General features: G+C 51.3%; 27 protein-coding genes and 2 tRNA genes. 5 read left to right on the plus strand and 24 right to left on the minus strand.

From position 1 onward, the window contains the following. Positions 1-72: 72 nt before the first annotated feature. The 4 genes from ACLGL1_RS00515 to dnaB all read right to left on the minus strand — a co-directional run bounded on the left by ACLGL1_RS00515 (position 73) and on the right by dnaB (position 5,160). Positions 73-1,266 (minus strand): pyridoxal phosphate-dependent aminotransferase, encoded by a 1,194-nt coding sequence (locus ACLGL1_RS00515; protein ID WP_411006844.1) that lies wholly within the window; start codon positions 1,264-1,266, stop codon positions 73-75. A gap of 196 nt (positions 1,267-1,462) precedes the next feature. Continuing rightward, complete coding sequence (locus ACLGL1_RS00520) at positions 1,463-2,122, minus strand: Crp/Fnr family transcriptional regulator (protein WP_411006845.1); 660 nt, start codon at positions 2,120-2,122, stop codon at positions 1,463-1,465. A 33-nt stretch (positions 2,123-2,155) separates the two neighbouring features. Further along, positions 2,156-3,715: a bifunctional metallophosphatase/5'-nucleotidase gene (locus ACLGL1_RS00525; RefSeq protein WP_411006846.1), complete on the minus strand. Its 1,560-nt coding sequence runs from the start codon at positions 3,713-3,715 to the stop codon at positions 2,156-2,158. 86 nt (positions 3,716-3,801) lie between these two features. Next, entirely contained in the window at positions 3,802-5,160 is a 1,359-nt protein-coding gene (dnaB, locus tag ACLGL1_RS00530) for a replicative DNA helicase (protein WP_411006847.1), read from the minus strand. Positions 5,161-5,315: 155 nt separating this feature from the next. Between dnaB and ACLGL1_RS00535 the strand changes: the two genes are divergently transcribed. Then, entirely contained in the window at positions 5,316-5,699 is a 384-nt protein-coding gene (locus ACLGL1_RS00535; protein WP_411006848.1) for a VOC family protein, read from the plus strand. A 21-nt stretch (positions 5,700-5,720) separates the two neighbouring features. Continuing rightward, positions 5,721-7,235 (plus strand): IMP dehydrogenase, encoded by a 1,515-nt coding sequence (locus ACLGL1_RS00540; protein ID WP_411006849.1) that lies wholly within the window; start codon positions 5,721-5,723, stop codon positions 7,233-7,235. A gap of 42 nt (positions 7,236-7,277) precedes the next feature. On the opposite strand, the gene ACLGL1_RS00545 is transcribed toward ACLGL1_RS00540, so the two are convergent. The 6 genes from ACLGL1_RS00545 to ACLGL1_RS00570 are packed head-to-tail and all read right to left on the minus strand — an operon-like array spanning position 7,278 to position 11,033. Continuing rightward, positions 7,278-7,511, minus strand: coding sequence for a hypothetical protein (locus tag ACLGL1_RS00545; RefSeq protein ID WP_411006850.1), 234 nt, complete (start codon positions 7,509-7,511; stop codon positions 7,278-7,280). Beyond that, a complete protein-coding gene (locus tag ACLGL1_RS00550) occupies positions 7,418-9,022 on the minus strand; it encodes an aryl-sulfate sulfotransferase (RefSeq protein WP_411006851.1) in 1,605 nt (534 codons plus the stop codon). Before ACLGL1_RS00550 ends, ACLGL1_RS00545 begins: the two co-directional genes overlap by 94 nt. Before the next feature lie 2 nt (positions 9,023-9,024). Next, a complete protein-coding gene (locus ACLGL1_RS00555; protein WP_411006852.1) occupies positions 9,025-9,591 on the minus strand; it encodes a DUF3783 domain-containing protein in 567 nt (188 codons plus the stop codon). A gap of 9 nt (positions 9,592-9,600) precedes the next feature. Next, positions 9,601-9,951 carry a DsrE family protein gene (locus ACLGL1_RS00560; protein WP_411006853.1) on the minus strand — a complete coding sequence of 117 codons (351 nt, stop codon included), beginning with the start codon at positions 9,949-9,951 and terminating at the stop codon, positions 9,601-9,603. 18 nt (positions 9,952-9,969) lie between these two features. Beyond that, positions 9,970-10,647, minus strand: coding sequence for a thiamine diphosphokinase (locus tag ACLGL1_RS00565; protein ID WP_411006854.1), 678 nt, complete (start codon positions 10,645-10,647; stop codon positions 9,970-9,972). After that, on the minus strand, positions 10,644-11,033 hold the full coding sequence (locus ACLGL1_RS00570) for a hypothetical protein (protein WP_411006855.1): 390 nt from the start codon (positions 11,031-11,033) through the stop codon (positions 10,644-10,646). Before ACLGL1_RS00570 ends, ACLGL1_RS00565 begins: the two co-directional genes overlap by 4 nt. 122 nt (positions 11,034-11,155) lie before the next feature. Here ACLGL1_RS00570 and ACLGL1_RS00575 point away from each other — a divergent pair, with 122 nt between their 5' ends. Both ACLGL1_RS00575 and ACLGL1_RS00580 read left to right on the plus strand, forming a co-directional pair. Next, positions 11,156-11,821: an HAD family hydrolase gene (locus ACLGL1_RS00575; protein WP_411006856.1), complete on the plus strand. Its 666-nt coding sequence runs from the start codon at positions 11,156-11,158 to the stop codon at positions 11,819-11,821. Next, positions 11,814-12,059, plus strand: coding sequence for a hypothetical protein (locus tag ACLGL1_RS00580; RefSeq protein ID WP_411006857.1), 246 nt, complete (start codon positions 11,814-11,816; stop codon positions 12,057-12,059). The genes ACLGL1_RS00575 and ACLGL1_RS00580 overlap by 8 nt, the downstream gene beginning before the upstream one ends. Positions 12,060-12,077: 18 nt before the next feature. On the opposite strand, the gene ACLGL1_RS00585 is transcribed toward ACLGL1_RS00580, so the two are convergent. After that, on the minus strand, positions 12,078-12,716 hold the full coding sequence (locus tag ACLGL1_RS00585) for a C39 family peptidase (RefSeq protein WP_411006858.1): 639 nt from the start codon (positions 12,714-12,716) through the stop codon (positions 12,078-12,080). 123 nt (positions 12,717-12,839) lie between these two features. Between ACLGL1_RS00585 and ACLGL1_RS00590 the strand changes: the two genes are divergently transcribed. Continuing rightward, on the plus strand, positions 12,840-13,568 hold the full coding sequence (locus ACLGL1_RS00590; protein ID WP_411006859.1) for a vancomycin high temperature exclusion protein: 729 nt from the start codon (positions 12,840-12,842) through the stop codon (positions 13,566-13,568). 207 nt (positions 13,569-13,775) lie between these two features. Here ACLGL1_RS00590 and ACLGL1_RS00595 read toward each other — a convergent pair whose 3' ends face one another. From ACLGL1_RS00595 to ACLGL1_RS00655, 13 genes are all read right to left on the minus strand, one after another. Further along, positions 13,776-14,450 (minus strand): DUF554 domain-containing protein, encoded by a 675-nt coding sequence (locus ACLGL1_RS00595; RefSeq protein ID WP_411006860.1) that lies wholly within the window; start codon positions 14,448-14,450, stop codon positions 13,776-13,778. Between the two features lie 40 nt (positions 14,451-14,490). Next, positions 14,491-15,171: an epoxyqueuosine reductase QueH gene (locus ACLGL1_RS00600; RefSeq protein ID WP_411006861.1), complete on the minus strand. Its 681-nt coding sequence runs from the start codon at positions 15,169-15,171 to the stop codon at positions 14,491-14,493. Between the two features lie 2 nt (positions 15,172-15,173). Further along, a complete protein-coding gene (locus tag ACLGL1_RS00605; RefSeq protein ID WP_411006862.1) occupies positions 15,174-15,602 on the minus strand; it encodes a GNAT family N-acetyltransferase in 429 nt (142 codons plus the stop codon). Positions 15,603-15,748: 146 nt separating this feature from the next. Next, the gene (locus ACLGL1_RS00610) at positions 15,749-16,153 is read right to left on the minus strand and encodes an integrase core domain-containing protein (RefSeq protein ID WP_411006863.1); all 405 of its coding nucleotides are present in this window, start codon (positions 16,151-16,153) and stop codon (positions 15,749-15,751) included. Between the two features lie 912 nt (positions 16,154-17,065). Beyond that, positions 17,066-17,147 (minus strand) — tRNA-Leu (locus tag ACLGL1_RS00615). A gap of 205 nt (positions 17,148-17,352) precedes the next feature. Next, complete coding sequence (locus ACLGL1_RS00620) at positions 17,353-17,811, minus strand: hypothetical protein (protein ID WP_411006864.1); 459 nt, start codon at positions 17,809-17,811, stop codon at positions 17,353-17,355. Positions 17,812-17,818: 7 nt separating this feature from the next. After that, positions 17,819-18,679, minus strand: coding sequence for a DegV family protein (locus tag ACLGL1_RS00625; RefSeq protein ID WP_411006865.1), 861 nt, complete (start codon positions 18,677-18,679; stop codon positions 17,819-17,821). A 16-nt stretch (positions 18,680-18,695) separates the two neighbouring features. Next, positions 18,696-20,348 (minus strand): DAK2 domain-containing protein, encoded by a 1,653-nt coding sequence (locus tag ACLGL1_RS00630; protein WP_411006866.1) that lies wholly within the window; start codon positions 20,346-20,348, stop codon positions 18,696-18,698. Between the two features lie 134 nt (positions 20,349-20,482). After that, positions 20,483-21,637 (minus strand): enhanced intracellular survival protein Eis, encoded by a 1,155-nt coding sequence (gene eis / locus ACLGL1_RS00635; RefSeq protein ID WP_411006867.1) that lies wholly within the window; start codon positions 21,635-21,637, stop codon positions 20,483-20,485. After that, complete coding sequence (locus ACLGL1_RS00640) at positions 21,630-22,544, minus strand: DUF2156 domain-containing protein (RefSeq protein ID WP_411006868.1); 915 nt, start codon at positions 22,542-22,544, stop codon at positions 21,630-21,632. The genes eis and ACLGL1_RS00640 overlap by 8 nt, the downstream gene beginning before the upstream one ends. A gap of 167 nt (positions 22,545-22,711) precedes the next feature. Further along, positions 22,712-22,785 (minus strand) — tRNA-Val (locus ACLGL1_RS00645). A gap of 136 nt (positions 22,786-22,921) precedes the next feature. Continuing rightward, complete coding sequence (locus tag ACLGL1_RS00650; protein WP_411006869.1) at positions 22,922-24,250, minus strand: MurT ligase domain-containing protein; 1,329 nt, start codon at positions 24,248-24,250, stop codon at positions 22,922-22,924. Continuing rightward, positions 24,234-24,983 (minus strand): lysophospholipid acyltransferase family protein, encoded by a 750-nt coding sequence (locus ACLGL1_RS00655; protein ID WP_411006870.1) that lies wholly within the window; start codon positions 24,981-24,983, stop codon positions 24,234-24,236. Before ACLGL1_RS00655 ends, ACLGL1_RS00650 begins: the two co-directional genes overlap by 17 nt. Position 24,984: the final 1 nt, after the last annotated feature.

Raw genomic sequence — 24,984 nt, forward strand, 5'->3', positions numbered from 1 at the left:
CTCCTATCACGACACTATAGCCATTATACAAAAAAAATAGCCCGGCACAAATGCCGGGCTAGGGAATATATATTATTTGCGGCCAGGGTAAGCTTTCAAGCCTTCTTCTAAGACTTTCATCGCTTTTTCAAGTTCCGGTACTTCTAAGATGTAGGCAATACGGGCTTCGTCTTTGCCTAAACCTTCGGTGGCATAGAACCCTTCCAGGGGAGCCATCATAACGGTTTCGCCCTTGTAGTCAAATTCGGTCAGCATCCAAATGATGAATTTTTCAGCATCGTCTACCGGGAATTTAACAGCCACATAGAAGGCACCCTTCGGTTCTTCACAAACAACCCCGTCCATTTTCTTAAGGGCCTTGTAAACCGTGTCACGACGTTTACGGTACTCATCATTGACTTCTTTGAAGTAGCTGGTCGGGGTCCGGTATAATTCAGTGGCCCCGATCATTTCCATGGTCGGTACGCAAAGACGGCCTTGGCAAAGTTTCATGATACTGGCCATGAAGTCTTTATTTTTGCAAGCCAGACTCCCGATCCGAGCACCGCAAGCACTGTAACGTTTAGAAACAGAGTCAACGATGACCACACGGTCAGCGGCATCAGGATAGTTACCGAAGCTCTTGTATTCAGAATCATCATAGACGAATTCACGATAAACTTCGTCAGCAACGATGAAGAGGTCTTTTTCTTTAGCGATGTCGACAATCATTTGAACTTCTTCCGGGGTGTAAACAACACCGGTCGGGTTCCCAGGGTTATTTAAGATAAAGGCCCGGGTCTTGCCATCGATGACCTTTTCAATTTCTTCTTTAGCCGGCAGGTGGAAGCCATCTTCCGCTTTAGTTGTAATCCCTTTCACTTCAACGTTAACCGCTGCAGAGAAACCGTTGTAGTTGGTATAGAAGGGTTCTGCTACGATAATGTTATCGCCCGGGTCACATAAGGCGATGATGGCGAAGAGTAAGGCTTCACTACCACCGTTGGTGATGATGATTTCATCTGTAGCGAAGTCCATATCATAGGTTTTATAGTAGTCTTGAATGGCTTCGATCAGTTTAGGATCCCCAGCGGAGTCTGCATAGGCCAAAACTTCCAAGTCCACATTTCGAATGGCTTCAAAAAAACCTTTCGGCGTTTTGATGTCCGGTTGGCCGATGTTTAGCGGATAGACTTTTTTCCCAGCCTTCCGAGCCTCATTGGCATAAGGCACTAAGCGACGAATAGGTGAAGCTTGCATTCCTAATGCGCGACGTGACATTTCCATATTTATCTCACTCCATTTCAAAATGTAAACAATACAATTAATTTGTAATTGCTTTAATTGTCAGTATCATCATATCATAATGAATATTAAAATTCCACGTTTTTACAGAAATACTTATTTGCAAGAAAAAGACTGCAACCATCTCAGCCCCGATACATAGCGGGCCCAGTGTGGTCGCAGTCTACTATTATAATTTCTAATAGCTCAACTGACGCTCATTCATAATATAAGCGAGCATCTTATCTGCATCAACAATATAGACCCGTCGTCCTTCCGTGACGATGATCCCTTCTTCCCGTAGAGCCCGCATCATTTTTGAAATCGTCACCTTATGTACGCCGAGCTTCTGGGACAAGCGAATAAAGCTGGAGTAGTCCGGATGAACGCGCCGGCGACCATCTTCTGCCAAGTAGGAGTTGAAATAGAGCAATTTACATAATTGGTTGGGCACCCGACCTTCCTGGCGGGCGGCAAAGAGCCAGCTGATCTGCCGCTGTTTATCAATGCTGATGGCCAGGAGTTGCTTGAGCATGACCGGGTCCTGACTAAAGTAATCCATAGCGATTTCCACCGGTATCCGGTAGGCGCAGGTTGGCTCGGTGGCAATAAAGTTGCACTCACTCTTTTGGTCACTGGAGAACATGGCCAGGACCCCGACCAAGGCGTCATAAAGGGATCCAAAGGCCATCTTGAAGTCGAAAAAGACTTCGTTACCACCTTCCGTTTTGGCCCCCCTATAGCAGCGCCCGGTCTCTAAATAGTAAATGGCTTCAACAAGCTCCCCCTGCTTGATGATATAATCACCACGGTAAAAAGTTAACCTTTTCACCCCAGTGCGATTTAATAAGTCTTCCATTCCCCTCTTCCTCCTTTAAATTGATAAGTCCTGTCAATAAACCACTTCAAAATTATCACTGTTTTTTGCTTCAATGACGGGATTTTGAATAATATACTCCACAAGAAGGTCCGCCATATCGACTTGGATATCCTGAATGACCTTATCCTTGTTATACATAGGATAGCCCCCGCCACCAATGGCCCGGTAATTATTCATCACAATCTTGAGGGCCTGGTCCGGCTCAACGGCCTCACCATGATAGTCCAGACGGGTAATCCGGTCGCCAACAGGCTGGCGGATATCCATGGTGTAGTCAATCCCCGAGTACATGTCATAATTATAATACTGGATAAAGGGCTTGGCAAAGGCATCGCTAATGCCCAGGCTTCCATCCTCATTGACCTTGTAAAAAGCGGCGCACCGCTCCAGGGCCTGCTTTAAGTCAGCACCTGATATTTCAAGCACCGCTAAAGTATTGGCATAGACATAGTTATTGACAATATTGCGTACCGTAACTGTTTCCGGCAAACCGGCTGATTGCCCATTAAAGATAGTTGTACAGGAAATGTCCACCCCCGCCACCTGCATTTGCAGCCGGTTCACAAAGTCCACATAAGGGTGCATCCGACTACGCGCCAGGATAGGGTCACTAATGGTCATATCCCCCTTGACCTTGCCAATGGGTTGGTCCAGCCACTCATCAACCTCTTGGGCCAGGGGGGCGATTGCTGTCATAATCTCTTCATTAGCATTGACTTGACCGCTATTGAGGAGGCTGACATCATGGCAGGCCACCTGGTAGGTCCCCGGCCCATCCCCTTCGATACAGAGGTGGATAAGCCCCAGGGCCTCTCCCCGCCAGCCCGGCATAATGTAGGGTACATCCCTATAAATCCCCTGCATTTGTCGATGCTGGTGGCCTGTGATGAGGGCATCAATGCCCTCGACTTCTTCAATTAAGCGGCAGGCAACGTTTTCTCCGGCCTGCAGGCTAATCGATTCGCCGGTTTGGGGGTCCCGTTCAAACCCACCGTGGTAGGCAACAATGATAATATCTGCTTTTTCTTTAAGCTTCGGCAGCCATTCCTGGGCTACTTCTACCGGATCGGTGAAGAGAAGGCCTTCAATGTGGGCACTCTTCTCCCAGCGTGGCACAAATTCCGTCACCAGACCCAAAACCCCGATCCGCACCCCCTGACGCTCTAAGACCGTGTACGGCGGAAAAGCCGGTTTGCCACTGGTCTCATCAATGATATTGGCGCAAACAAAGGGAAAGGTGGCTTCTTTGATCCCTTGCTCTAAAAAGTCACGACCAAAGTTAAACTCATGATTGCCAATAATGGCTACATCACAAGCCATCCGGTTGAGGCAGCGGATAATCTCCCGCGGCCCCCTTTCCGCATGGTACAGGGCTAGGTATTGGGCCAGGGCTGACCCTTGAATCAGGTCACCATTATCAATATAAATGACATTTTCATGTTGTTTACGGACTGATTCAATGACCCCGGCTGCCTTAGCCAAGCCTAGGTTGGTTGACTTATGATCGGCTAAGTAGTCGGTCGGCCCAATATAGCCATGAATATCACTGGTCGCAAAAATATAAAGATCCATCTGCACCACCTTTTCACTAGTCATGCTTAAAAAATTGCGCCTATGCTTAACTTTACGGTAATTAACGGAGAATGTCCAGCTTTTTGCTAGATATTCATCGGCGGTTCAGCATAAGCAGCTAAATTACCGAACTTGGTAAACTCTTTTTGAAAAGACAGGGCCACAGACCCGGTCGCCCCATTTCTATGTTTGGCAATGATAATATCCGCTATCCCCTGGCGTTCCGTTTCTTCCGGAAAATAGTACTCCTCCCGGTAGATAAAGAGGACCAGGTCGGCATCCTGCTCTAGGGAGCCGGATTCCCGCAAGTGGGATAGGGCCGGCCGCTTGTCCTGGGTCGCTTCAACGGACCGGGAAAGCTGAGATAGGGCGATGACCGGGACATCCAATTCCCGGGCCAGGGCCTTGAGGGACCGGGATATTTCTGACACCTCTTGCTGGCGGTTTTCTGTCTTCCCGCTTCCCCCCATAAGCTGCAGGTAGTCAATAATGATAAGGCCTAGGTCCGGGTGCTCTGCCTGCAGCCGGCGCGACTTGGCCCGGAGCTCCCGAATACTGATGGCTGGGGTATCGTCTATATAAATAGGCGCCTCGGCCAGAGGGGCGATAACCGACACCAGGGGGCCCCAGTCTTCTTCCGGTAAGGACCCGGTCCGTAAGTAGGATTGATCCACTTGAGCTGTCGCTGAAATCAACCGCTGGACCAGCTGTTCCTTACTCATTTCCAGGGAGAAAATAGCGACCGGCACCCCCTTGTCCCCCATGGCTGCATTAGAGGCCATGTTCAGACAGAGGGCCGTTTTACCCATGGCCGGCCTGGCCGCAATGATGATAAAGTCACTCTTTTGCCAACCGGAGGTGATGTGGTCTAGGTCTGTAAAGCCGGACGGGGTCCCTGTTAATTCATCTTTTTGCTGGGATAACTTCTCCAGCCGCTCTAAGTTGGCATCGACAATTTCCCCAATGGGCACCAAGCCACCCCTGGCCCGGTCTTGAGAAATATCCAATACGATTTTTTCTGCTTCATCTAAAATCTCTTCAACCGGGTCAGAATCCTCAAAGGACCGGTCTGAAATATGCCGGCTGGCATGGATCAACTTGCGCAGCACGCTCTTCTCACGGATGATTTTTGCATACTCATTGCAATGGTAGACAGAGCCAATGGCCCCGGCCACCTGGGCCACCCGCTTGAGGCCCCCGGCTTTTTCCAAGAGGTCCATCTTCCGCAAACGCTCAGTTACAGTCACCAGGTCAATCGGCTCAACGGCTTCGTTCATTTCCACCATGACCCGGAACATGATCGCATTTTCGGGGATATAGAAGTCTTCTTCTTTTATGATTTGCACCACTTCATGAATGCTGTCTCGGTCACGAAACATGGCGGCTAAAACAGCATTTTCAGCCTCTTCACTATGTGGTGGCATTTTATCAGCCCAGTCACTCATATGCCTGCCTCCTTTGAGTATAGTCATTATAGCATACCTATCTACTTTTAGGTTTAATGACTTTTAAGGGGTCCTAAAAGGATTGAAGAATGCAGTCTGTTGTAACCGGAGCGCTTGTGCTACAATAATGGAAATCAACTTAGAGGAGGGCTTACATGCAATTCCGTTTTTTACACAATAACATTAATGTCACCCATTTAGAAAATTCGCTAGCATTCTATGAAAAAACCCTTGGTTTAAAAGAAGTCCGCCGGATTGAGGCAGAAGATGGCAGCTATATCATTGTTTATTTAGGAGATGGGGTCAGTCGCCATCAGCTGGAGTTAACCTGGCTCAGGGACCATCCTCAGCCCTATGACCTAGGTGAAAATGAATTCCACCTGGCCTTTGAGGTAGAAGACTTTGCCCGGGCTTACGTCTTCCACAAACACTTGGACTGTATCGTATTTGAAAACCCGGCGATGGGCATCTATTTTATTGCTGACCCGGATGGCTACTGGATTGAAATTTTACCCGTCAACCATGGCCAAGAAGATTAAGGACTGAAAGGAGCGTATTACATGGCCTTCATTTATGATGAACCCTCTCATACCTTTAGTGAATACTTATTGTTACCTGGCTATTCTTCTGCAGAACATACCCCCAATAATGTGTCATTGAAAACCCCCCTGGCCCGTTATAAAAAAGGGGAGACCTCCCAGCTTTCTATTAATGTCCCGATGACATCGGCCGTTATGCAGGCGGTTTCCAACGATACCCTAGCCATTGCCCTGGCCCAAGAAGGCGGGATTTCTTTTATTTTCGGGTCCCAGTCCATTGAAAACCAGGCTGAAATGGTCCGCCGGGTCAAAAAACACAAGGCCGGCTTCGTCACCAGCGATTCCAACGTCCGCCCGGAAGATACCCTAGCAGACGTCCTGGCCTTAAGGGCCAAGACCGACCACTCCACCATGGCCGTAACCGAAGACGGGGGGCCCAACGGGAAACTCTTGGGCTTGGTCACCAGCCGGGACTACCGCTTGTCCCGGACACCGAAAACGGCCCAGGTTAAAGACTTTATGACCCCCTTCAAGGACCTGATCGTCGGTGATGAAACAACCACCCTACCGGAAGCCAATGACCTGATCTGGGAGCATAAGTTAAACCAGCTGCCCATCATTGATAGAGATGGCAACCTCCTCTACCTAATCTTCCGTAAGGACTATGACACCAATAAGGACAACCCCCTCGAACTCTTAGATGACCGGAAACGCTATGTCTGCGGCGCCGGTATCAATACCCGGGACTACGAAGACCGGGTTCCGGCTCTGGTTGAAGCTGGGGTCGATGCCCTGGTCATCGACTCTTCGGAAGGCTACAGTGAATGGCAGGCCCGGACCCTGGCCTGGGTCCGCGAGACCTACGGCGACGATGTCATTATCGGGGCCGGCAATGTCGTCGATGAAGAAGGCTTCCGCTTTCTCGCTGAAGCCGGCGCCGACTTTGTAAAGGTCGGTATCGGTGGCGGCTCCATCTGCATCACCCGGGAACAAAAGGGGATTGGTCGAGGCCAGGCAACGGCTGTCATTGAAGTGGCCAAGGCCCGGCAAAAATACTTCGAGGAAACAGGCATCTACATCCCCATCTGCTCTGACGGCGGGATTGTCTACGACTACCATATCACCCTGGCCCTGGCCATGGGTGCAGACTTCGTCATGCTGGGCCGCTACTTTGCCCGCTTTGACGAAAGCCCCTCCAACAAGGTCCACATTGGTAACAGCTATATGAAGGAATACTGGGGCGAAGGGTCTGCCCGGGCCCGGAACTGGCAACGGTATGACATGGGTGGCGATAGCAAGCTCTCCTTTGAAGAAGGGGTCGATTCCTACGTCCCCTACGCCGGGGCCCTTAAGGACAATGTCCAGCTGTCTTTAAGCAAAATCCGGTCAACCATGTGCAACTGTGGCGCCTTGTCGATTGCTGAACTGCAAGCCAAGGCCAAGCTGACCCTGGTCAGCGCCACCTCTATTGTCGAAGGCGGCGCCCATGACGTCACCTTACGCAATGCTGACATGGACGGGTCCAACCACCTATAAAAGCGCATATAAAAAAGGAAGGCAGGCAGCTGTCTTCCTTTTTTATTGCTTATTTTTCTCGCCATATAAGGCGATGGTACCGGCCTGGTAGAGGGTGCTGTCCACCCATAGGGCCGCCTGCCAGGTCCCCCGCTTATCCTCCAGGGGAATCCGCCAGATGACCGGACGTTCTGGTCCCTCGTTTAAGGAATACTTCCATTCACAGCCATAGGGCCAGCGGTTGGTCTGTAAGTAGTACCATTCGGTCTGCCCGGCTTGACTGAGGCGAAAGGCCACGGCCTCCCCTTGGAAAAAGCTGCCTTTAATATACAGGCAGTCCCCCCTTGCAGGATTTCGCCCTGAAAGTCTTCCAGACCTTCTTCTTCTGCCTCGACCGGCAGGTCAATGTCCACCTGCATGACCGGCCCCCAGCCGCCCAGGATGCCTACTGCCCGATCATTGCCTGCTTTGAGCCGGCCTGGGCTGATCAAGGCAGCGGCCGCTGTGGCTGCCTCCAGCCGGTAGTTGAAGAGGATCTCCCGCCGGCTGGTTAAGAGGTAGCCTGCACTGGCCACAGGGGCGTCCTCAAGGGCCCGGTAAAGGGCCGGAGGGGTATTGTCCCGGGCTGTGGCTCCTAGGTGAATATGCAGGTGGTCGCCATACCGGGCCAGGCTATTTAAGACCGGGGCCGGCCAGGGGCTTTGCCAGGTAAGCTCCGCCTGACCGGTTGGGGTCTCCAATAGCTGGGCCGGGCTGGCCGGATCTGCCTTCCCGCCTGGAAAGCGGTTGGACAGAAGATGCCAGGCCCTATCCCCAGCAGCCAGGGTCCCGGCCGGTTGCCGGTAGCCCTCAAGGGGTGTCACTTGGCAAAAGGCCGGCTGGTCTAGGTATTTGACCAGCCGGTCCTCACAGTAGATCTGCCGGCACTTGGCGGTTGCCGGATCCAGGCCAAAGGTCATATTGATGGCCGCGGCGCTGACCCAGACCAGGCCCTCATCCAGATCATAATGGAGGGCGGAGAGCTGAATGGGGTCGGTCCCCCGTTGGCCGGGCAGATGGGGTATTTTTTCTAAGAGGGACTTGGCCTGCCAGAAAAGCTGGGCCTCCCCGTGGTCATCCAGGACCCAGAGGCTGTCACGGACGGTGCCGGCCTGAGGATCCCCGCTAATGGCCAAGACCCGGCCATCGGTCAGTTCGACCAGGTCTTCAGCAAAGCCGGCGCCAAACCGCCATTCCTTATAGACATAGCCTAAAGGGTCCAGCTCCCAGATGGCCGTTCCACCATGGGGCGGCGCCGGATTGAGGGGGGCCCCGGTCAAGAGGTGGCCCCGCCGGTTGACCTTGACCACATGGCTACAGGGCGCCTTTAAGTGCCAGCGGACCCGGCCCTGGCCATCATAGGCGATAGGGCCGGTTTCCCCATCGGCAAAGACCAGGCAGAGCAGGTCCTCCACCTGGCCCTGACAATTTAGCGCAGGCAGGTCCAGGGCCGGCAGATCAAGGCTAAAGGGATGGCTTAGACCGTCTTGGTCCTTAAGGGTAACTTTATTTTCTTCACCGGCGACCAGGCCCCACAGGCCTACCAGGTGGAGGGTGCTCTTCTCGGTCACCCAGCTATATTCATTAACTTGCACGATAAAGGACTGGGGCCAGTCTGTGTGAAAGCAAATGACGGCGGTCAAGGGCGAGAGACCGAAAGGGTCAATAACCACCTGGCCCTCAGTGACTGGGTGCCGCTTGGCCAAGGCCTCTAGGGCCAACCTTTTATCGGCTTGGTCAGCAAAGGGCGATGGCAGGTACTTAAACATACTCAAGCATGCCCCAGGAGACTGAGGACGCTCAGGTTAAAGGCCTTTAAAACAGCCTCGGCTTCATCTGGCGTCATATCGCCTTTTTTAGCTCGTTCCAGGGCTTCCTGCCCCTTTTGATGCGCCGCCTGAAAGGCCTGCCAAGCCTCAGGGCTGTAGTCTTTTTCCTCGAAAGCCGTGGTGCCGGCCATGAGCCGCTGGAGCTTCACCAGGGCCCGGACTTCCCGGTCTTCTTCCTGGATATGGCGAACGAGGTCACCCAAGAGGTAGGACCGGTTATTGGCGGTAACCATGGCCTTGTAGGGCAGGTCAATGGTCTTTTCCCGTAAGCCATCCAGGAGTTTATCCAGGACTTCGTCGCTGATATCCATCAGCATAAAGGCCACATCCGGGGCATCTTCCGGTTCTTTATTCAGTTGTCCCTGGCCGTTGTCCAGGAGTTCCTGGACTGTCAGCAGCAGGTCCCCGGGGCTGAGTTGCCGCCAGGGCTCATCCAGGGCATTGAGTAAGTTCATCAGGTTGATCCGGGCCTCATCGGCCAGGGCGTCCATATTATACATCCAGATCATAGGTCCTCCTTAAGGGCGAATATAAGCATAACCGGCAGCCTGTTTTTGGGCCATTTCAATAATAGCCGCCTCTACCACCTGCACGCCGGGCAATAACTGGTCAGGGGCAATATTTTGCCCTGTCAGGGCATTTTTGCAGGCCAGGACCGCCACGCCCTCTTGCATATAGGCCTGGAGCTCTCCAGCGAAGCCTTGATCCTCGGCCCCTGCACTGGTTAAACCCTGTACCGCTTGCGCATTAACAACGATTTCTAGCTGCCCGCTGAGGCCATGGGTCTCGAAATACTTGAGTGTATTATAGACATTTCCCAAGCAGGTCCCAAAGCGGCCTAATTCATCAACATGAAAAATAATATCCACTTGTCCACCCTCCTAAGCTTAATCGCAACTCACAAATAACCAGGCATCCCCCCGGCCGATGGTGACAGTCGCCTCCGGGCCAGCAAACTCATTACTGATCAGTAGACTTTGACCACAAGGCACCTGGGCCGAATCAAGGCCATAGTATAACCCGGTCAGGCTCAGCTCAACCCCCTCATTCGAGGTTGGTACCAGGCTCAGCTGGTGGTTTGAAGCTGGCACCCGATAGCTATTATTACAAATATAGCGCATGGCATTTTTTTCATCCCACATAACGACAGCCTTCCCCTGCCGGCCAAAGCCGGTCACGAGGAAGTAGTTGGCTGCACTGTGGTCCCAGCGGCTTCCGGTCCCGCCTAAGACCAGGACCTCCTGGTAGTCATGCTGGAAAAGCCATTCCAGGGCCGCCTGGGTATCGGTAAAATCCTTCTCGACCGGTAAAATAATCGATTCGCAGTCCCCCTCCTTGAGCTGGGCTAAGACTTCCGGCGCCAGGGAATCCATGTCGCCTACAATCATATCCGGCCAGAGGCCCAGCCGAACCAGGCTAGCTGCCCCGCTATCGGCACACATGGTAAAGGAGGCTGCCGCCTGGCCCAAGGCAATCAGGTCCGGGCTCGGGCTGTTCCCACCGGTAATCAGGAGGGCCCGTCGGTCGACAGCCCTATCCAGAAGACGATTTGACAGGCTAATCATTTGCGAACCATCTTTACGTCAATAATCCGGTCACCATAATCAACAATCAGGCCCTTATAGGGGCCCGGCGTGGCATCCAGGTCATAAATCAAATGCCGTCGGAAGGCCTCCTCACGCCCTTGGGGCTTAAATTCAGCAACCACAGCAGTATGGGGACCCAGGGGTAGGTCTGTTAATCGGAAGTCCGCTTTTTCGCCGGGAGCCAGGCCCAGGTGGTCAAGGGTTTGGTCTGTGCCATTGGTTCCCAGGCTTATATCAAAGGCTTCCTTGGTTGCATTGGTCAGCGTCAGGGTCATTTCCTTTGACCCTTCTTGAAGCTTTTTGCGGCCCAGGCCCAGACCGGCCAGGGCCAGGAAGGCCAAGAAGACAAGTCTTTTGTTTTTCATACTCATTCCTCCTGCTTGCATAATAGCACAGGCCCCGGAGCGGTGCAATCTGTATATTTGCAGGCCCTCCTTGTCATGATATACTGTATATAAGTGTATTTTTCCTTTGGAGGAGGGCGCCTATGCGTGCAGCAATATTTGATATGGATGGAACCCTGGTGGATTCGATGCCCTATTGGCGGCAGCACTTAAGGGACCTATTAGCTGAAAACGGAGTCGACTACGGCCCGGAAATGGACCTAATTGTCAATAGCCAGGGGGCCTTTGACCTCCTCATAGAGGCTATAAGGCCCAACCATCCGGGCATCAGCCGGGCTGAAATCATCGCTATTTACCAGGGCCGGATGCTGGAAGACTACCAGACCAGGATCCAGCCTAAAGACCAGGCCCTGGCCTACTTATCCAGCCTGCGGCAGGCCAGTATCCCCTGCTGCATCGCCACTGCCACCCCCCGCTATCTGTATGAAGATATGCTCGTCCGGACTGGCCTGGCCGAGTGGATTGATTTTTCCATTACGGTGCCGGAAATTGGCAAGGGCAAGGGCCAGCCGGATATCTTCCTCTATTGTGCAGACCGCTATGGCCTCCCGCCCCAGGCCTGTGTGGTGTTTGAGGACACCCTCAAGGCCCTGCGGACAGCTGCCCAGGCCCAGTTTTATACCGTCGCTATCGCTGACCCGGCAGCCATCGGCGATGAAGAAGCCATCGAGGCCACTGCCGACCGGTATATCCGGTCTTACCAGGCCCTCTTCGACCAGCCCCTGGACTTCGGAGGCCAGCATGGATAAGCCCGCTATCCACAGCCTCTATTACGCCATGGATATCGCCGAAGACCTCCAATCCTTCAGCTATATCCAAAAGGAAAATGTCATGGACCAGATGGACCGGTATAATTTTGCCGCCGGCAACTGGGCCCCAAGCCTGGAAGAATTAAAGGCTAAGGCCTTTTCCATCCTCCTCTTTTTGACTGGTGAAGACGAGGCCACCGTTTCGCAAATGATTTTTGACGCAGAAAAAAACGACTGAAGGCCTTCAGTCGTTTTTTTACTGGGCAATAATGACCGCCCGCATGCCCATCAGGAGGTAGTTCCTTAAGAAGAGCCAGAGGGGCATATCCCTTTGACCATTTTGCGGGTCAGATAGGTGGACCGTCCCCCAGCTGATCCCGTCTAAAACCGCCACATGCAAGTTTTCATAGGGCTGGTAGGTCTCTTCGCCGAGCTGCCAAACCGTCCCCGGCTGCTTACGAGGGATTTTATCATCAACGGTGATCCAAACCAAAACCGGCTCACCCCGCTGCAGGTGAAAGGCCAGTCGCCAGGGGTCTGTCACCAGAGGGGCCTTGACCTTTAGAGGCATCTGCCGGTCGGCAAAATGGCGCTCAGCTGCCCGGGCGATCACAGCTGGATAGGCATAGTAACCATTGCCATAAGGGTCACCGACATAGGCATCATGGGGGTCTGTAGTCCCAATGGGCCCCTTGTCCAGGTAGTTGTCAATAATGGTCGGCCCGCCGACCGGGGCCATATAGTAGGCCGATACCATAGATAGGGAAACCGCCTCACAGCCGTTGGGCATGCCCGGCAGCTGGCTTTCATAGGGCACCTCTACACTGGCCGGCCGGAGGGCCAGGCCGGTGGCGACCAGCAGGAGGACCAGGAGGAAGCGAAAAAGCCATTTCACACATACCACTCCTTTCTATTCGCTTGCAGGGTATTCCGGACTTTTCCGGCTTTTGATGACAGGTGTTTCAAATCCGGGGGATTTATTGTATAATCTGACACAGAACATTGAAGGAGGAAAGCTATGTCTCAAGACAGTCGCGCCGGCCGGATGGCCATCGGCTTTTTATCTAAAATCTGGCACCTGGTTGCCGGCTTACTGATTATCAGCCTACTCATTATTATTGGCTTTGTCGGCACCAATATCTATGTCCTGGCCCAGAATACCGATAACCTTTGGTTAAGCAAGGATTTAGCCAACAAGCAGGCAGATATTATCCTGGTTCTGGGGGCCGGCTTAGATGAAAAGGGCAAGCCCAGCCCCATGCTGGCAGAACGGTTGGACACTGCAGCTGAATTATATCGTAATAAGGCCGGTAAAACAATATTGCTATCCGGCGACACCGACCAAAACTACTATGATGAAACCAAGGCCATGCATGCCTACCTCAAGGAAGCAGGCATTCCCGAGGAGGTCATGGATATTGACCCAGATGGGACCAATACCTATAACTCCGTGACCCGGACCAAAAATAAGTTCAATGCTGAAAAAGTTATCATCGTCAGCCAGCAATACCACCTCTATCGGGCTCTGAACATTGCTGACACCATTGGGCTGAAGGCCTATGGTGTCCCGGCCGACCAGCACCCCTGGGAGGGACGAGACCTTTATGAAGGCCGCGAATTCTGGGCCCGCATCAAGGACGTCCTGCAAAGCCATAGTGAAAACTGGCCCCTCCTTATTAAGGATGGCCTCAATGCCGCCATTGATTGGTCCGGCAAGCACATTAACCGCTTATTTTTAAAAACCTGACTCTAAAGGGGCTGTTGCAAAATAGCCCCCTAAAAAAGCACAAGGCCCGTCTCATTCTTGAGACGGGCCTTGGCCATTGTTGGTATAATATATACCTGCCCTACAACATTTTTGAAATTTTAGCCCAGAGCGAGAAAACCACAAGTAAAAATGAGCTTTTATGGGGCTGTGTCCAATGATTTTACGCATTCTGACACAGCCCCGTTTTTATATGAAGTAACCTAAAATCCCGCAGACAAACATCCCCGGCAGGAGGTTGGCCGTCTTAAACTCTTTGATGCCCGCCACAGAAAAGCCAATGGCCACAATCAGCAGGCCTCCAGAGGAGGACATGTAGGCAATGACCTGGTCATTTAAGATGGGCTCCAAGACCCCGGCCAGGAGGGTTAGCCCCCCTTGGTAGATGAGGATGGCTGCACCGGAAAAGACCACACCCACTCCCAGGGTGGAGGCCAGGACAATTGACATAATCCCGTCTAGGGTCGACTTGACGAATAAAACATCATAATTATGGTTGACCCCGGCCTCAAAGGCCCCGACAATGGCCATGGCCCCGATACAAAAGATCAGGGAAGCGGACACAAAGCCATCGACAAAGTTGGAGTCCTGGACCCGCAGGGCCTTTTTGATATGGCCACCCAGGGCATTGAGCCGGTCATCGAGCTTGAGCAGGGTGCCAATCAAGGCCCCCAGGCAGAGCCCCACGACCAGGACCACATCATTCGGTGACTTAAGGGCCATTTTCAAGCCAATCATAATAACGACCAAGCCATTGACCTGCATAATCAAGTTGCGAACCTCTACCGGAAGGCCGCGCTTTAACAGCAAGCCCGCCAAGGCCCCCAAGACAATGGCGAGGACATTCACAAAAGTACCCAGCATATATTTTTCTCCTCTACTCACTTATCAGATCAGGTAAAGCCTAATCCTCTTCCGCTTGTTCTGCCAACCCGACTTGGGCTTCTTTAGCCGCCAGCCGATCCTGCCATTCCCGGTAAGAATAGGGGCAGCCGCAGTAGGACTGCCGGTAAATATCCTCAGCCTTACAGAACTGGATGCTTTTCTGGTAGCCCCCGCCCTTCTTAAAGTCATTGGGTAAATGAGAAATCCCCACTTCTTCAGCAATCTGTTCCCCTATTTCATTGATTTTTTCAGCATTCTTATAGGGGCTGATGGAAAGGGTTGAGGCAAAGTAGTCTGCGCCGGCGGCCTTGGCCGCCTCTGCTGCCGCCCTTAAGCGGAAGGCATAGCAATGAAAGCACCGCTCACTGCCCTCGCCTAAGTGGGTGTAGCCGACCACCGCCTGGTTAAACCGGTCCACATCGTAGGTTCCCACTTCTAACTTAATCCCGTAGTCTCTCGACAAGTGGGCGATGACCTTTTCCTGGTAGGCCAGCCTTTTATCGAACTCTGCCTCCGGTACAATATTGGGGTTATCAAAAAAAACAGTGATATCAAAAAAGGGGCCGAGGTAGTCTAAAATCGCTGACGAACAGGGGCCACAACAAGAGTGCAAATACAGAGAGGGACGTTTTTCCTTAAGGTCCCGGATAATCCGCTCCAGCTCCTTAGAAAATTGCCGTCGCTTACCTGCTACCTTCATACCTAATCACCATACCTTAAGTCTTTAACCATGAGGACATGGAGACAATCTTCTTCCAGAAAGCTTGGCCCCTCCTGCCGGTAGCCGCATTTTTCATAAAAGCCCTGGGCCTGGGCCTGGGCATGTAAGGCCACCCGGCTTCCCCCATGAGCATAAATCAGGGCCTCAGCCAGGGCCATCACCCGTTTGCCGGCGCCAGCCTTCCGGGCGGTCTTCAAGACCGCTACCCGGCCAATCCGGTAGGTTGCCGGGTCATCCGGGTCCACAAAGATGCGGGCTGTCCCAACCGGCGTCTGGTCCTCATAGGTCACAACATGTAAGGCCTTATCATCGACTTCATCAAATTCCTCAACAAATCCTTGTTCAGCGATAAAAACGGTCTGCCTGATCTGCCTCGCTTCTGCCGGCATTCCCTCTTGTACAATAACCATTAGTCCTCCCCCTCCAGGCAATACATTCACTTTTCCCTACAGATTACGCCATTCAACTTTTCTTTGTCAAGGTTATTCCTCGCTATAATAGCTTTTAAAATCTAGGGTTGTCAAACATTTGTGACACAAGCCATCTGGTAAAATGTCTAAGCTTCTTTCATAAAATAGGTCTGCACCATTTCATTTGGTGTTTTAAAGTTCAAGATTCTTCTTGCTATGTTATTGGTTCTGCCACTATATCTCTGAAATGCTTTATACATTTCTTCTTCACTACTAAATCTTCTTTTGCTATAAAACAGGTCATTATCCATCTTATGGCTTCTTTCTACTAGTCCATTTTGCCAAGGCGAATAGGGTCTTGTCCGTATATGTTCTATCTCTAGAGCTTCTAGGGTCTTTTCGAAGATGGACTTCTTTTCTTCTCGATCGTTACAGAATTCTCTCCCATTATCTGTCTGGACTGTCTTTATCTTGAAACCGAGGTCTTTCTCCAGGTTTTTTACCAGCTCGGATGGTTCGTAGCTGCTCTTTTCTTTTACCAGCTTTAGCACTCTTTTTCTGCTGGATAGGTCTATTGCTGTTATTTGATAATATCGATCGCACTTGCTCTGGAAACCGATGCATTCCAGGGGCACTTATTTGACGTCTATTTCTACGAACTCTCCGGGGTAGTTTCCTTTTAAGGGCTCATATTTACTCTTTGGATTGCTTACTTTCTTAGGCTTTTCATCGGTTTCTAACTTCTTTATTTGTTTGCACATGGATTCATAGCTGCGCGTATAGCCGGCATCTCGGCATTTCCTGTATACTTGGCCTAGGCCTTCATATTTATGGTAGCGGTATTTTTTGCGTATTAGCTCTATTTCTTTTTCCGTGTGCTGGTTTGGATGGCTATGTGGGCGCCTGGATTTATTTGCTTATGTTTTATGGCATATTCGACTACTTTCTGGCGAAATCTCATTTCTTCTGTTATACTTTTTTTTATAGAAAGCCTCTTTCTGGTATTTTTGGTGTGCAAATCTATTTTACCAGAGGGCTTTCTATTTTTTTAGTTTTTTGTCACATATGTATTATCAGCTAATAGTACTCCTAAAAGCCTCCTTATCTCCTCTTCGGTCACACCAGTTCAAGAAACTGCTTATTGTCCTTAAAGTAGTATTGATTGATATAGGTTTAACCTTGTCCTCATTCAATCGATAAATAATAAAGTTCTCTGCATCTTCAAGCTTTAACGCCTCTAAAGGTTGGGTAACATCATATACTTTAGCAAAGTTTCTAAATTCCCCTATCTTATGTTCAATGTTGCCTCAGATAGACCCCTTATCATGCAATGATGAATATACTCATCAAAAAAGTTTTGTTTTCTAGGCTTTTCTCTTTAAAAATAGCCATAAAAAATACACGCCTCTCTTAAAAAATCAAGAAAAACGTGTATACTCTCATAGCCTTTATAGGCTTAACAATGCGGTTGGCGAGACTTGAACTCGCACGGGTCTCCCCACACGCCCCTCAAACGTGCGCGTATGCCTATTCCGCCACAACCGCTTAATCAACGATACTATAATAGTTTACCACGCCTCTGACCGATTGTCAATTATTTTTACATGTTTTGCAATAAAAATGATGTCGACCAGAAGCGTGAGCCCCTCCCCCCCTCTCAACCGAAACGGCTCAAACATAAAAACCGCTAGCTAAAGGCATCTCTTGCTAAAGCAAGCGCAAGAATACCTATTAGGTAGCGGTTTCTTGATTATTTTTCTACAGCATCTATACCTTCATTGACTTCACACAGGCGGTTTTCCACTTGGAGCAGGGCCTCTTCTAGTTCTTCCAGGCTGGCTTGGCCAAAGTCGAAATCATGGGCCACTTCGTCTTCAACCCCATCGATGAGTTCAAAACGGCTGTCATAAGGGAGGTTTTCCTTTTCCTGCTTGGACCGGCGAATGCGGTAGCAGAGATAGGCCAGGCCGCCAAGGGCTGCCAAGGCTAGGCCAAAAAGCCCTAGTTTGCGACAGCTCATTTTGCAGCGGGCAATGAAGGGCAGTTTCTGGACCTTAGGTAAAACATCATCAGTAAGCTTATCGAGTGATGCGGAAATATCTAAGTCCTTCATCTGCTTGCGGGCGATTTTATTTAACCGCGCTGCTTCTTTTTTTCCTCGTTTTTGCAACTTTTTCATTTGTTTTACTTGTGCTTCTAAGCGATCCATAATTTCCCTACCTTTCAGTTTGTAAGAAGGCTGCCCCACAGGCGCCAAGTCCTATGTGGGTTGAGACAACCGAGCCAATTTGGAAGTAGTCCGGTGCTAAGTCAGGCACCTGGGCACTGAGAGCGTCCATCAAGGCGTCTGCTGCCTCTTTATTATTGTTGTAGCCAGCGGCTATTGTTACCGGGTGATCGGCATTTATCTCGGCCAGGATGGCCTCAGTTAATTCATTGATGACCCGGTCCTTTTTATTGCCACGGATTTTTTTATGAACGGAGATGGTCCCATCGGCCAAAATCAGGATGGGCTTAATATTTAAAATAGACCCAACCAGGTAACCGGCCTTGCCAATGCGGCCACCCTTTTCAAGATTATCCAGGGAGTCAATTAAAAAATAGATTTTCAGTTGGCGAATCGCTTCTTCTAAAAAGGCGTCGCAGGCCTCTACTGAAGCGCCTCCCTCAATCCGCACCGCCAATTCTTTCACCAAGAGGCCTAAGCCAATAGTCGCTGACCGGCTATCCCATACCCGGATATCGGCGTTAGAAAATTCCTTGCCGATTAAGCGGGCGGCATTGACTGTTCCACTTAATTCTGATGCCAGGTGGATAGAGTAAATCACTGAGCAACCGGCATCAGCCAGCTGCTGGTAAGCGGCATTAAAGAGTTCCGGCTTGGGCAGGGAGGTCTTGGGCAGTTCCTTAAGGCTGGTCAGCTGTTCATAAAAAGATTCATTGGTTAAGTCTACCCGGTCCAGGTATTGTTTATCATTAAATGTAACAGTTAAGGGAACGACGCGGATATTGTACTTGGACGTAATCTCATCAGGCAGGTCGGCAGTACTATCCGTAACGATACCTATTTTTGTCATAGGCGGTCCCTCCTCTCTATTCAGCCGAAATAATATAGGGGTAGACATCTTGTCCGCCCCGGTAGGCTTCAAAGTCTATATCTGTATATTGGTCGGATAACTTTTCGACATAACCGTTAACTTCGTCCTCAGCGATATCTGCCCCATAATACAGGGTAATGAGCTCAACATGGTTGTCAGCCATTTTTTGGATGATGGCTTCGAGGGAGCTGCCAATTTGCTTTTCAGCGGCAATGATTTTACCCTCCAGAATGGCTAAGAAGGCATCCTTTTTGATATCCACACCCTCAATCGACGTATCCCGAACGGCCGTTGTAATTTCACCGCTCAAAACATTGGCCAGGGCCTCTTCCATGTCAGAAGCATTGTTGTCAATATCCTGCTCAGGCAAAAATTGCATGAGGGCTGCCAGGCCCTGGGGCAGGGTCCGGGAGGGAATCACTCGGACATCGCCATCAACCAGTTTGGCCGCCTGCTCCGCCGTCATGATAATATTTTTATTGTTAGGCAACAAGATGGTATGCTCTGCCGGATGGGCCTCCATGGCATCCAAGAAGTCCTGAGTGCTGGGGTTCATGGTCTGCCCCCCATGGATGACATAACTAGCCCCCAGGCTCTTGAAGACTTCAGCCAGACCGTCACCGGTAGCAACGGCAATCACCACGTATTCACTGGTCTCCGGCGCCTGGGCCTTGCCCTTGGCCTGCAGAGCTCGGTTCTGCTCCCGCATGTTATTGATTTTAATATCGGTCAGTTCACCAAACTGGGAGGCAAAAGAAAAGACAGCCCCCAGGTCATTGGTATGGATGTGGACCTTGACCAGGTCATCGGTACCGACTACCAGCATGCAGTCCCCATAGTTGGTCAGGTAGTTCTTTAAGGCCTCAATGGGGCTTTCCGGATGGCTCCCGTCTGCCAGGACGAGAAACTCAGTACAATAGGGATAGATGATTTCATTCAAGTCAGCAAAAAAGTGCTCAAAGGTATCCTCAAAATCATCTTCTACTACCGGTTCTTTTTCCACGATAACCGGAGAGGCGGCAGGTTTGCCCTGGAGGGCTGCCAGGAAGCCTTCGAAGATAAAGAGGAGCCCCTGCCCACCGGCATCAACGACGCCAGCTTGCTTGAGGACCGGCAACAGGTCCGGGGTCCGGTTGAGGCTGGCATAGCCGGCCTGTAAGAAAAGGGATAGGGCCTCTTCGGCGCCCATATCCGGCTTGTAGGATCGGTTCAGGGCCTCACTGGCCTCCCGGACAACGGTTAAAACGGTCCCTTCCATCGGGTTGGTCACCGCCTTGTAGGCGGCGTCAGCCCCCAGGGCAAAGGCCTGGACCAGGTCACTGACCTCGGCTACAGTTTTACCCTTGAGCCCTTGGGAAATACCGGAAAGGATCTGCGACAAGATGACCCCGGAATTCCCCCGGGCCCCCATGAGGGCCCCATAAGCCATCTGGGCCGCCACATCCCCCACTTGGGTCTGGTCTGCACGCTCTTTCACAAATTTATCTGCAGACCGCATGGTCATAGACATATTGGTACCCGTATCACCATCCGGCACCGGGAATACATTGAGCCGGTCTACATTTTCTCTTTTTTGTTCCAGCCAGTTTGCGGCGGAAGCTATCATTTCTATAAACTGATCACCATTGATGGGCTTGTTGCTTGACATATTTGCCTCCTGAATCATCTGCTCCTTGAAAGGCATCTCATGAGCAGCGTTCTTGTAAACAATCATACTAAACTATAGCATAAAAAAGAACCCCTTGTCTATGCTGCCCCGCCCATCAACAGTCTGGTTATTGCCTAAAAATATTCATTGATGTAGGCCAGCGGACGACTGGGAAAGAGGGCACAAAAAGCTACAAAATCCTCTGCATCCTTAATCTCACAGTCCTGATCGAGCCGACGCCGGTGGCCAAACACCACCTCGGACAAGGTTTCCGGCGTGACGGAAAAAGCTGCCTCGGCCTGGTCAATGGCCTCGATCCGATCATCCTGCCAGCGCCAAAGGGAGGTCCGGTTTAAGTGGCTATCCCTATAAGCAAAGATCAAGGGTGTTGTCGGCCCCTTTGAGGCAAAAAATGGCAGGCTGGCCGGGGATAAAAACCGCCACATCATAAAGGGTTCATAAGTAATATAATCCTTAGCCCCTGCCGGCTGGTCGATGACCGGCTCATCTAAGGGGGCCGACCAAGTGACCGTGCCCAGCTGGGACCGGTGGCCAGTCACATAGTGGTAAAGACCGGCCCTGGCCCGGTCTAACAGATAGGCCATTTCCCGAATATAGAAGGTCTTTTCCTGCAGGCTATAGAGGAGATAGCCCACCAGCTGGCCTTGGGCATAGGCCATGACCCCATAGCCCCCTTCTGCAGCTAAGTCATCTAAGAGGGCCTGCCAGCGCCGGCTATCCCTTTGGACGTAGAAGGCATAGTAGCGACCCTGCCAGGTGCTATAAACCCGGTCCAGGTCAGTGACTGGTGCTGCCTTTAAGGAAAACCGTTTAAAGGTCAGGTCCGTTTTCTGACTATAGGCATATAATTCCCCCATAGGTACACTTATTTGCCCATGGTAGTTCATATAGCGAAAACCCAAGGGGGCATAAAAATTCCCCTCAAAGGGCATGAGTAAGAGGCCTGTATAGGGCGACCGCTTGAGGGCTTCCTGCATGAGGGCCCCTACCGCCCCCCGTCCCCGGACTTCCGGGAAGGCATTGACCCCGACAATATAGGCCGTCTTCAATGATTGCGCCTTCTTTTTCAGGGTCATGTCTATACACTGGAGGGAGGCTACCACCTGCCCGACCGGCGAGGTGGCCACCAGGGTTTCTGAAAAGCGGTGGTATTCCTTAAAGTACCAGTCTGTAAAAACCTCACCATCACGATGAAAAGAATAGCGCCAGAGTTCCTTTAAGAGCTCCCCATCCCGGGCTTCTGCCGGGCGAATTCCCCAGTTAATCATTTTTCCACACAGCCTTATGCTTCATTAAAAGATAGGCCGGGTAATAGGATTCTTTCGCATGACGCAAGCCTTCAAGGCCCATGTCCTCTTCCCGGTTGACATATTCTATGTCCGACCAAAAGTGGTTCAGGTAGTCTTTATTGATGGCCCCATAAAGGCCCCGGTAATCGGCAAAGGCCTTTTCAATATGGATAACCACCGTATTTTCATTGACTCGCTCGCCCATGGTGAGGGCCACCATCTTACCATTGATCCGGATATAGCCCCCTGAATAGGCCAGCTCATCAATGGCCATGAGGGCATCGTAAATGGCCTCCCGTTCACAGAGCAAGCTGTCAGACAGGGTGCCATTCTGGTTTTGTTCACCATACCAGTATTCTAAGAATTCCAGAGCCTCCGGGACGTCTTCCTTGGTTAATTCGGCGAATTCATAGTCCGGATATTCCCGCAAAAAAGCGTTTAGGTGGTTTCTTTTTTTGCTATACTTCCGGCCCTTGAGCTGGCGCAGGTCTTCACCATTATATATGTAGTCGGCAATATCTCGCTCTTCTTCAAAGATAAACTGGTCCGGCCATAGGGCTTCCATCCGTTCCTTTTCGGCATCGGTAATCCCCCGGATAACAAAGTCTTTACCATCATCATGGAAGGATTCCGCCAGGGTCTCTACCGCATCCTTAAAGGATGCATCATCTTCCGTGTAGCCGTAAGGGGGCAAAATCCAGCTGCTTTCCCAGGCATTTGGCTGAACAACCAGGTGTCCCTCCACAACAGCCCACCGCACTGCATAACACCGGCGCCACATGTATAAGTTGGTAAAGGTGGTATCAGAAATTTGATTTTGTGTTTGGATAAAAAAATTATCGAGGATATCTTTATCAGAGAGCTCGATTTGCTTGAAACCTAACATGCTTCTCCTCTTTTCTTCTGTGTCTTAGTCCCTATCTGTATCACCGTTTCAGCCTTTTGGCAAACAAAAAATGCCTATTGACAGCAGGTCCTCCTGAAAAAAGGCATTGATAAAAACAGATAAAATGAAAAGCGGACTTCCGTCTCAACGAAAGTCCGCAAACTGAATGGGCGGTAATGGACTCGAACCATCGACCCCCTGCATGTCAAGCAGATACTCTAACCAACTGAGCTAACCGCCCGTACCAATCAGCATGTATTATTATATGGACTTCCGGGCAATCTGTCAAGGTTTTACTCTCATTTTATAAATTTTTCCTAAAAATTTTAGGCTGATACGTAAATACCGCCACCCTAAAGGGTGACGGTAGGATAGGTTTATTGGATATAACCCTTGGCAACCAACTCACGGCGGAGGTCAGCCAGAGCCGTAAAGGTCGGCAGGATGTGCACCTTTTCTGTTGGCAATTGGGCGAGGGCCCGGCACAAGGCTTCATCACTGTCACAAACCTGCAGGTCTGCAGCCTTAGCACCTGCCCGGCTGAGCCGGTCTTGCAAAACGTCTGTCCGGCGGCCAGCAAGGAGGATGGGCCGGTGGTCGGTTAACTGGAGCAGGCTTTCAAAGTCCGCTTCATTAACCCAGCTGGTGTCCACCCCGTCTGCCGGTAAGTCATTGAGCAGGATGGCCAGGGAAAAGGGATCCTTTTCCAGCGCCAGGAGCTGGACAATCTGGTTAAAGCCAACCGGATTTTTAATCAGGTGGAGGGTCCCCTCCTTGCCTTCAATATGGGCCACTTCCTGGCGACCGCTTAGGGGCACCACTTGGCGCAGGCCGGCGACGATGTCTTCGACCTTGACCCCTAAATGGCTGGCAGCGGCAAAGGCGGCCAGGGCATTATACAAGTTGTAAAAGCCCCCAGTATTGAGTTCAACCGTCGTCCCATTCACCACCCCAACAGCCCGGTGGGTGGTGACAGACGTCACGTCTTCCAGGGTAAAGTCCAAGTAGGGCCGGCTAAAGGCACAAGCCTCGCAGTGGTAATTCCCCAGATTCCCATAGGTTCTTTCCGAATAGCTGAGCTTGGCCCCGCAGGAAGGGCAGCTGCTATCTTCTTTTTCCGTACTGGATTGGGGCAGGTCTTTGGCCAAGGCCGCCCCATAATACCGGACCGGGTTATTGACCTTCAGCTGGGCAAAGGCCGGTAAATCCCCATTGGCAATGATGGTCGCTGTTGGTGCCAACCGGGCCCCCCGGCGTAAGTGGTCGAGGACCCCTTCAGTGGACCCATAGCGGTCAGCCTGGTCGCGGAAAATGTTGGTAAAAACGCTTACTTCCGGCTGGACCGCTTCCGTAACATAGGGCAGGGTGGCTTCATCGACTTCCAAAACAGCAATCGGTTGTTCATTCTTTTTCAAGGTTAAAAAAGTAGAGGTAATCCCCTGGAGCATATTGGCTCCACTGGCATTGGTTAAAACGTTAGGATACTTTTGTTCCAAGGCTTTAACCAAGAGAGCTGTGGTCATGGTTTTCCCATTGGTCCCGGTCACCACGACGGACCGGCAACCGGCGGCCAGGTCAGCCAACAGGTTGGGCTCAATCGTTTGGGCCACCTTACCGGGCAAACTGCTGCCGTCCCGGCCGGCCATGGTTAGGACCTGCTTGGTCACTTGTCCACTTAATTTTGCTAAACTACTTCTTACTTTCATCGTCTTCCCCCTCGGCAAGTTGAGCTGTAATGGCTTGTCGACAGGCATCAGCGATTAGCTTGGTGTCTTTACTTGCCATCAGCTCGTCTGAAATGGCCGGCAGAAAGGTAAGCCGCACCGTGCCCGGGGTAAAGGTCCTGATATTCCTGGGCATAATGCGCCAGCTGCCGTCCATTGCAAATGGTACCACAGGAGCGCCAGATTTGGTAGCAATTTTTAAGCTCCCGGCCTTAAAATCTCCAACCTTTCCCTGGTAGCTCCGGGTGCCTTCAGGGAAAACGACCAGGAGGTGGGCCGCTTTCTTGAGCATTTTTACCGCATTTAGAATGGCCTCAAGGCTTTTGCGGGATTCGCCCCGGGGGATGAAGATGGAGCCAATGCCGGCCGTCCAGCGGCCAAAAATAGGGACCTCCCCCAGCTCTTGCTTGGCCAGAAAGCCCACTGGCCGGTTGACACTGGCCAGGACAATCGGAATGTCAAAAAAGCTTTGGTGGTTCCCAATTAAGACCACCGACCCCTCGTCAGGGATATGCTCCAAGCCCTCTACCTCTACCCGACAACCGGCCAGGCGGCAAATTTGGCCTGCAAAAGGCTGGGCCACACCATGGATCCGCTCCATGGCTTCCGAGAAGTGGTCCTCTCTTTGTTTTTCAACAGCACGCAATAAGGGCCAGCGAGTGACCAGCACCAGCAAGGCCCAGGTATAGACAATAATCGCACGTAGATACCGCATG

The sequence above is a fragment of the Peptococcus simiae genome, assembly GCF_046569735.1.
Taxonomy (GTDB): Bacteria; Bacillota; Peptococcia; order Peptococcales; family Peptococcaceae; genus Peptococcus; species Peptococcus simiae_A.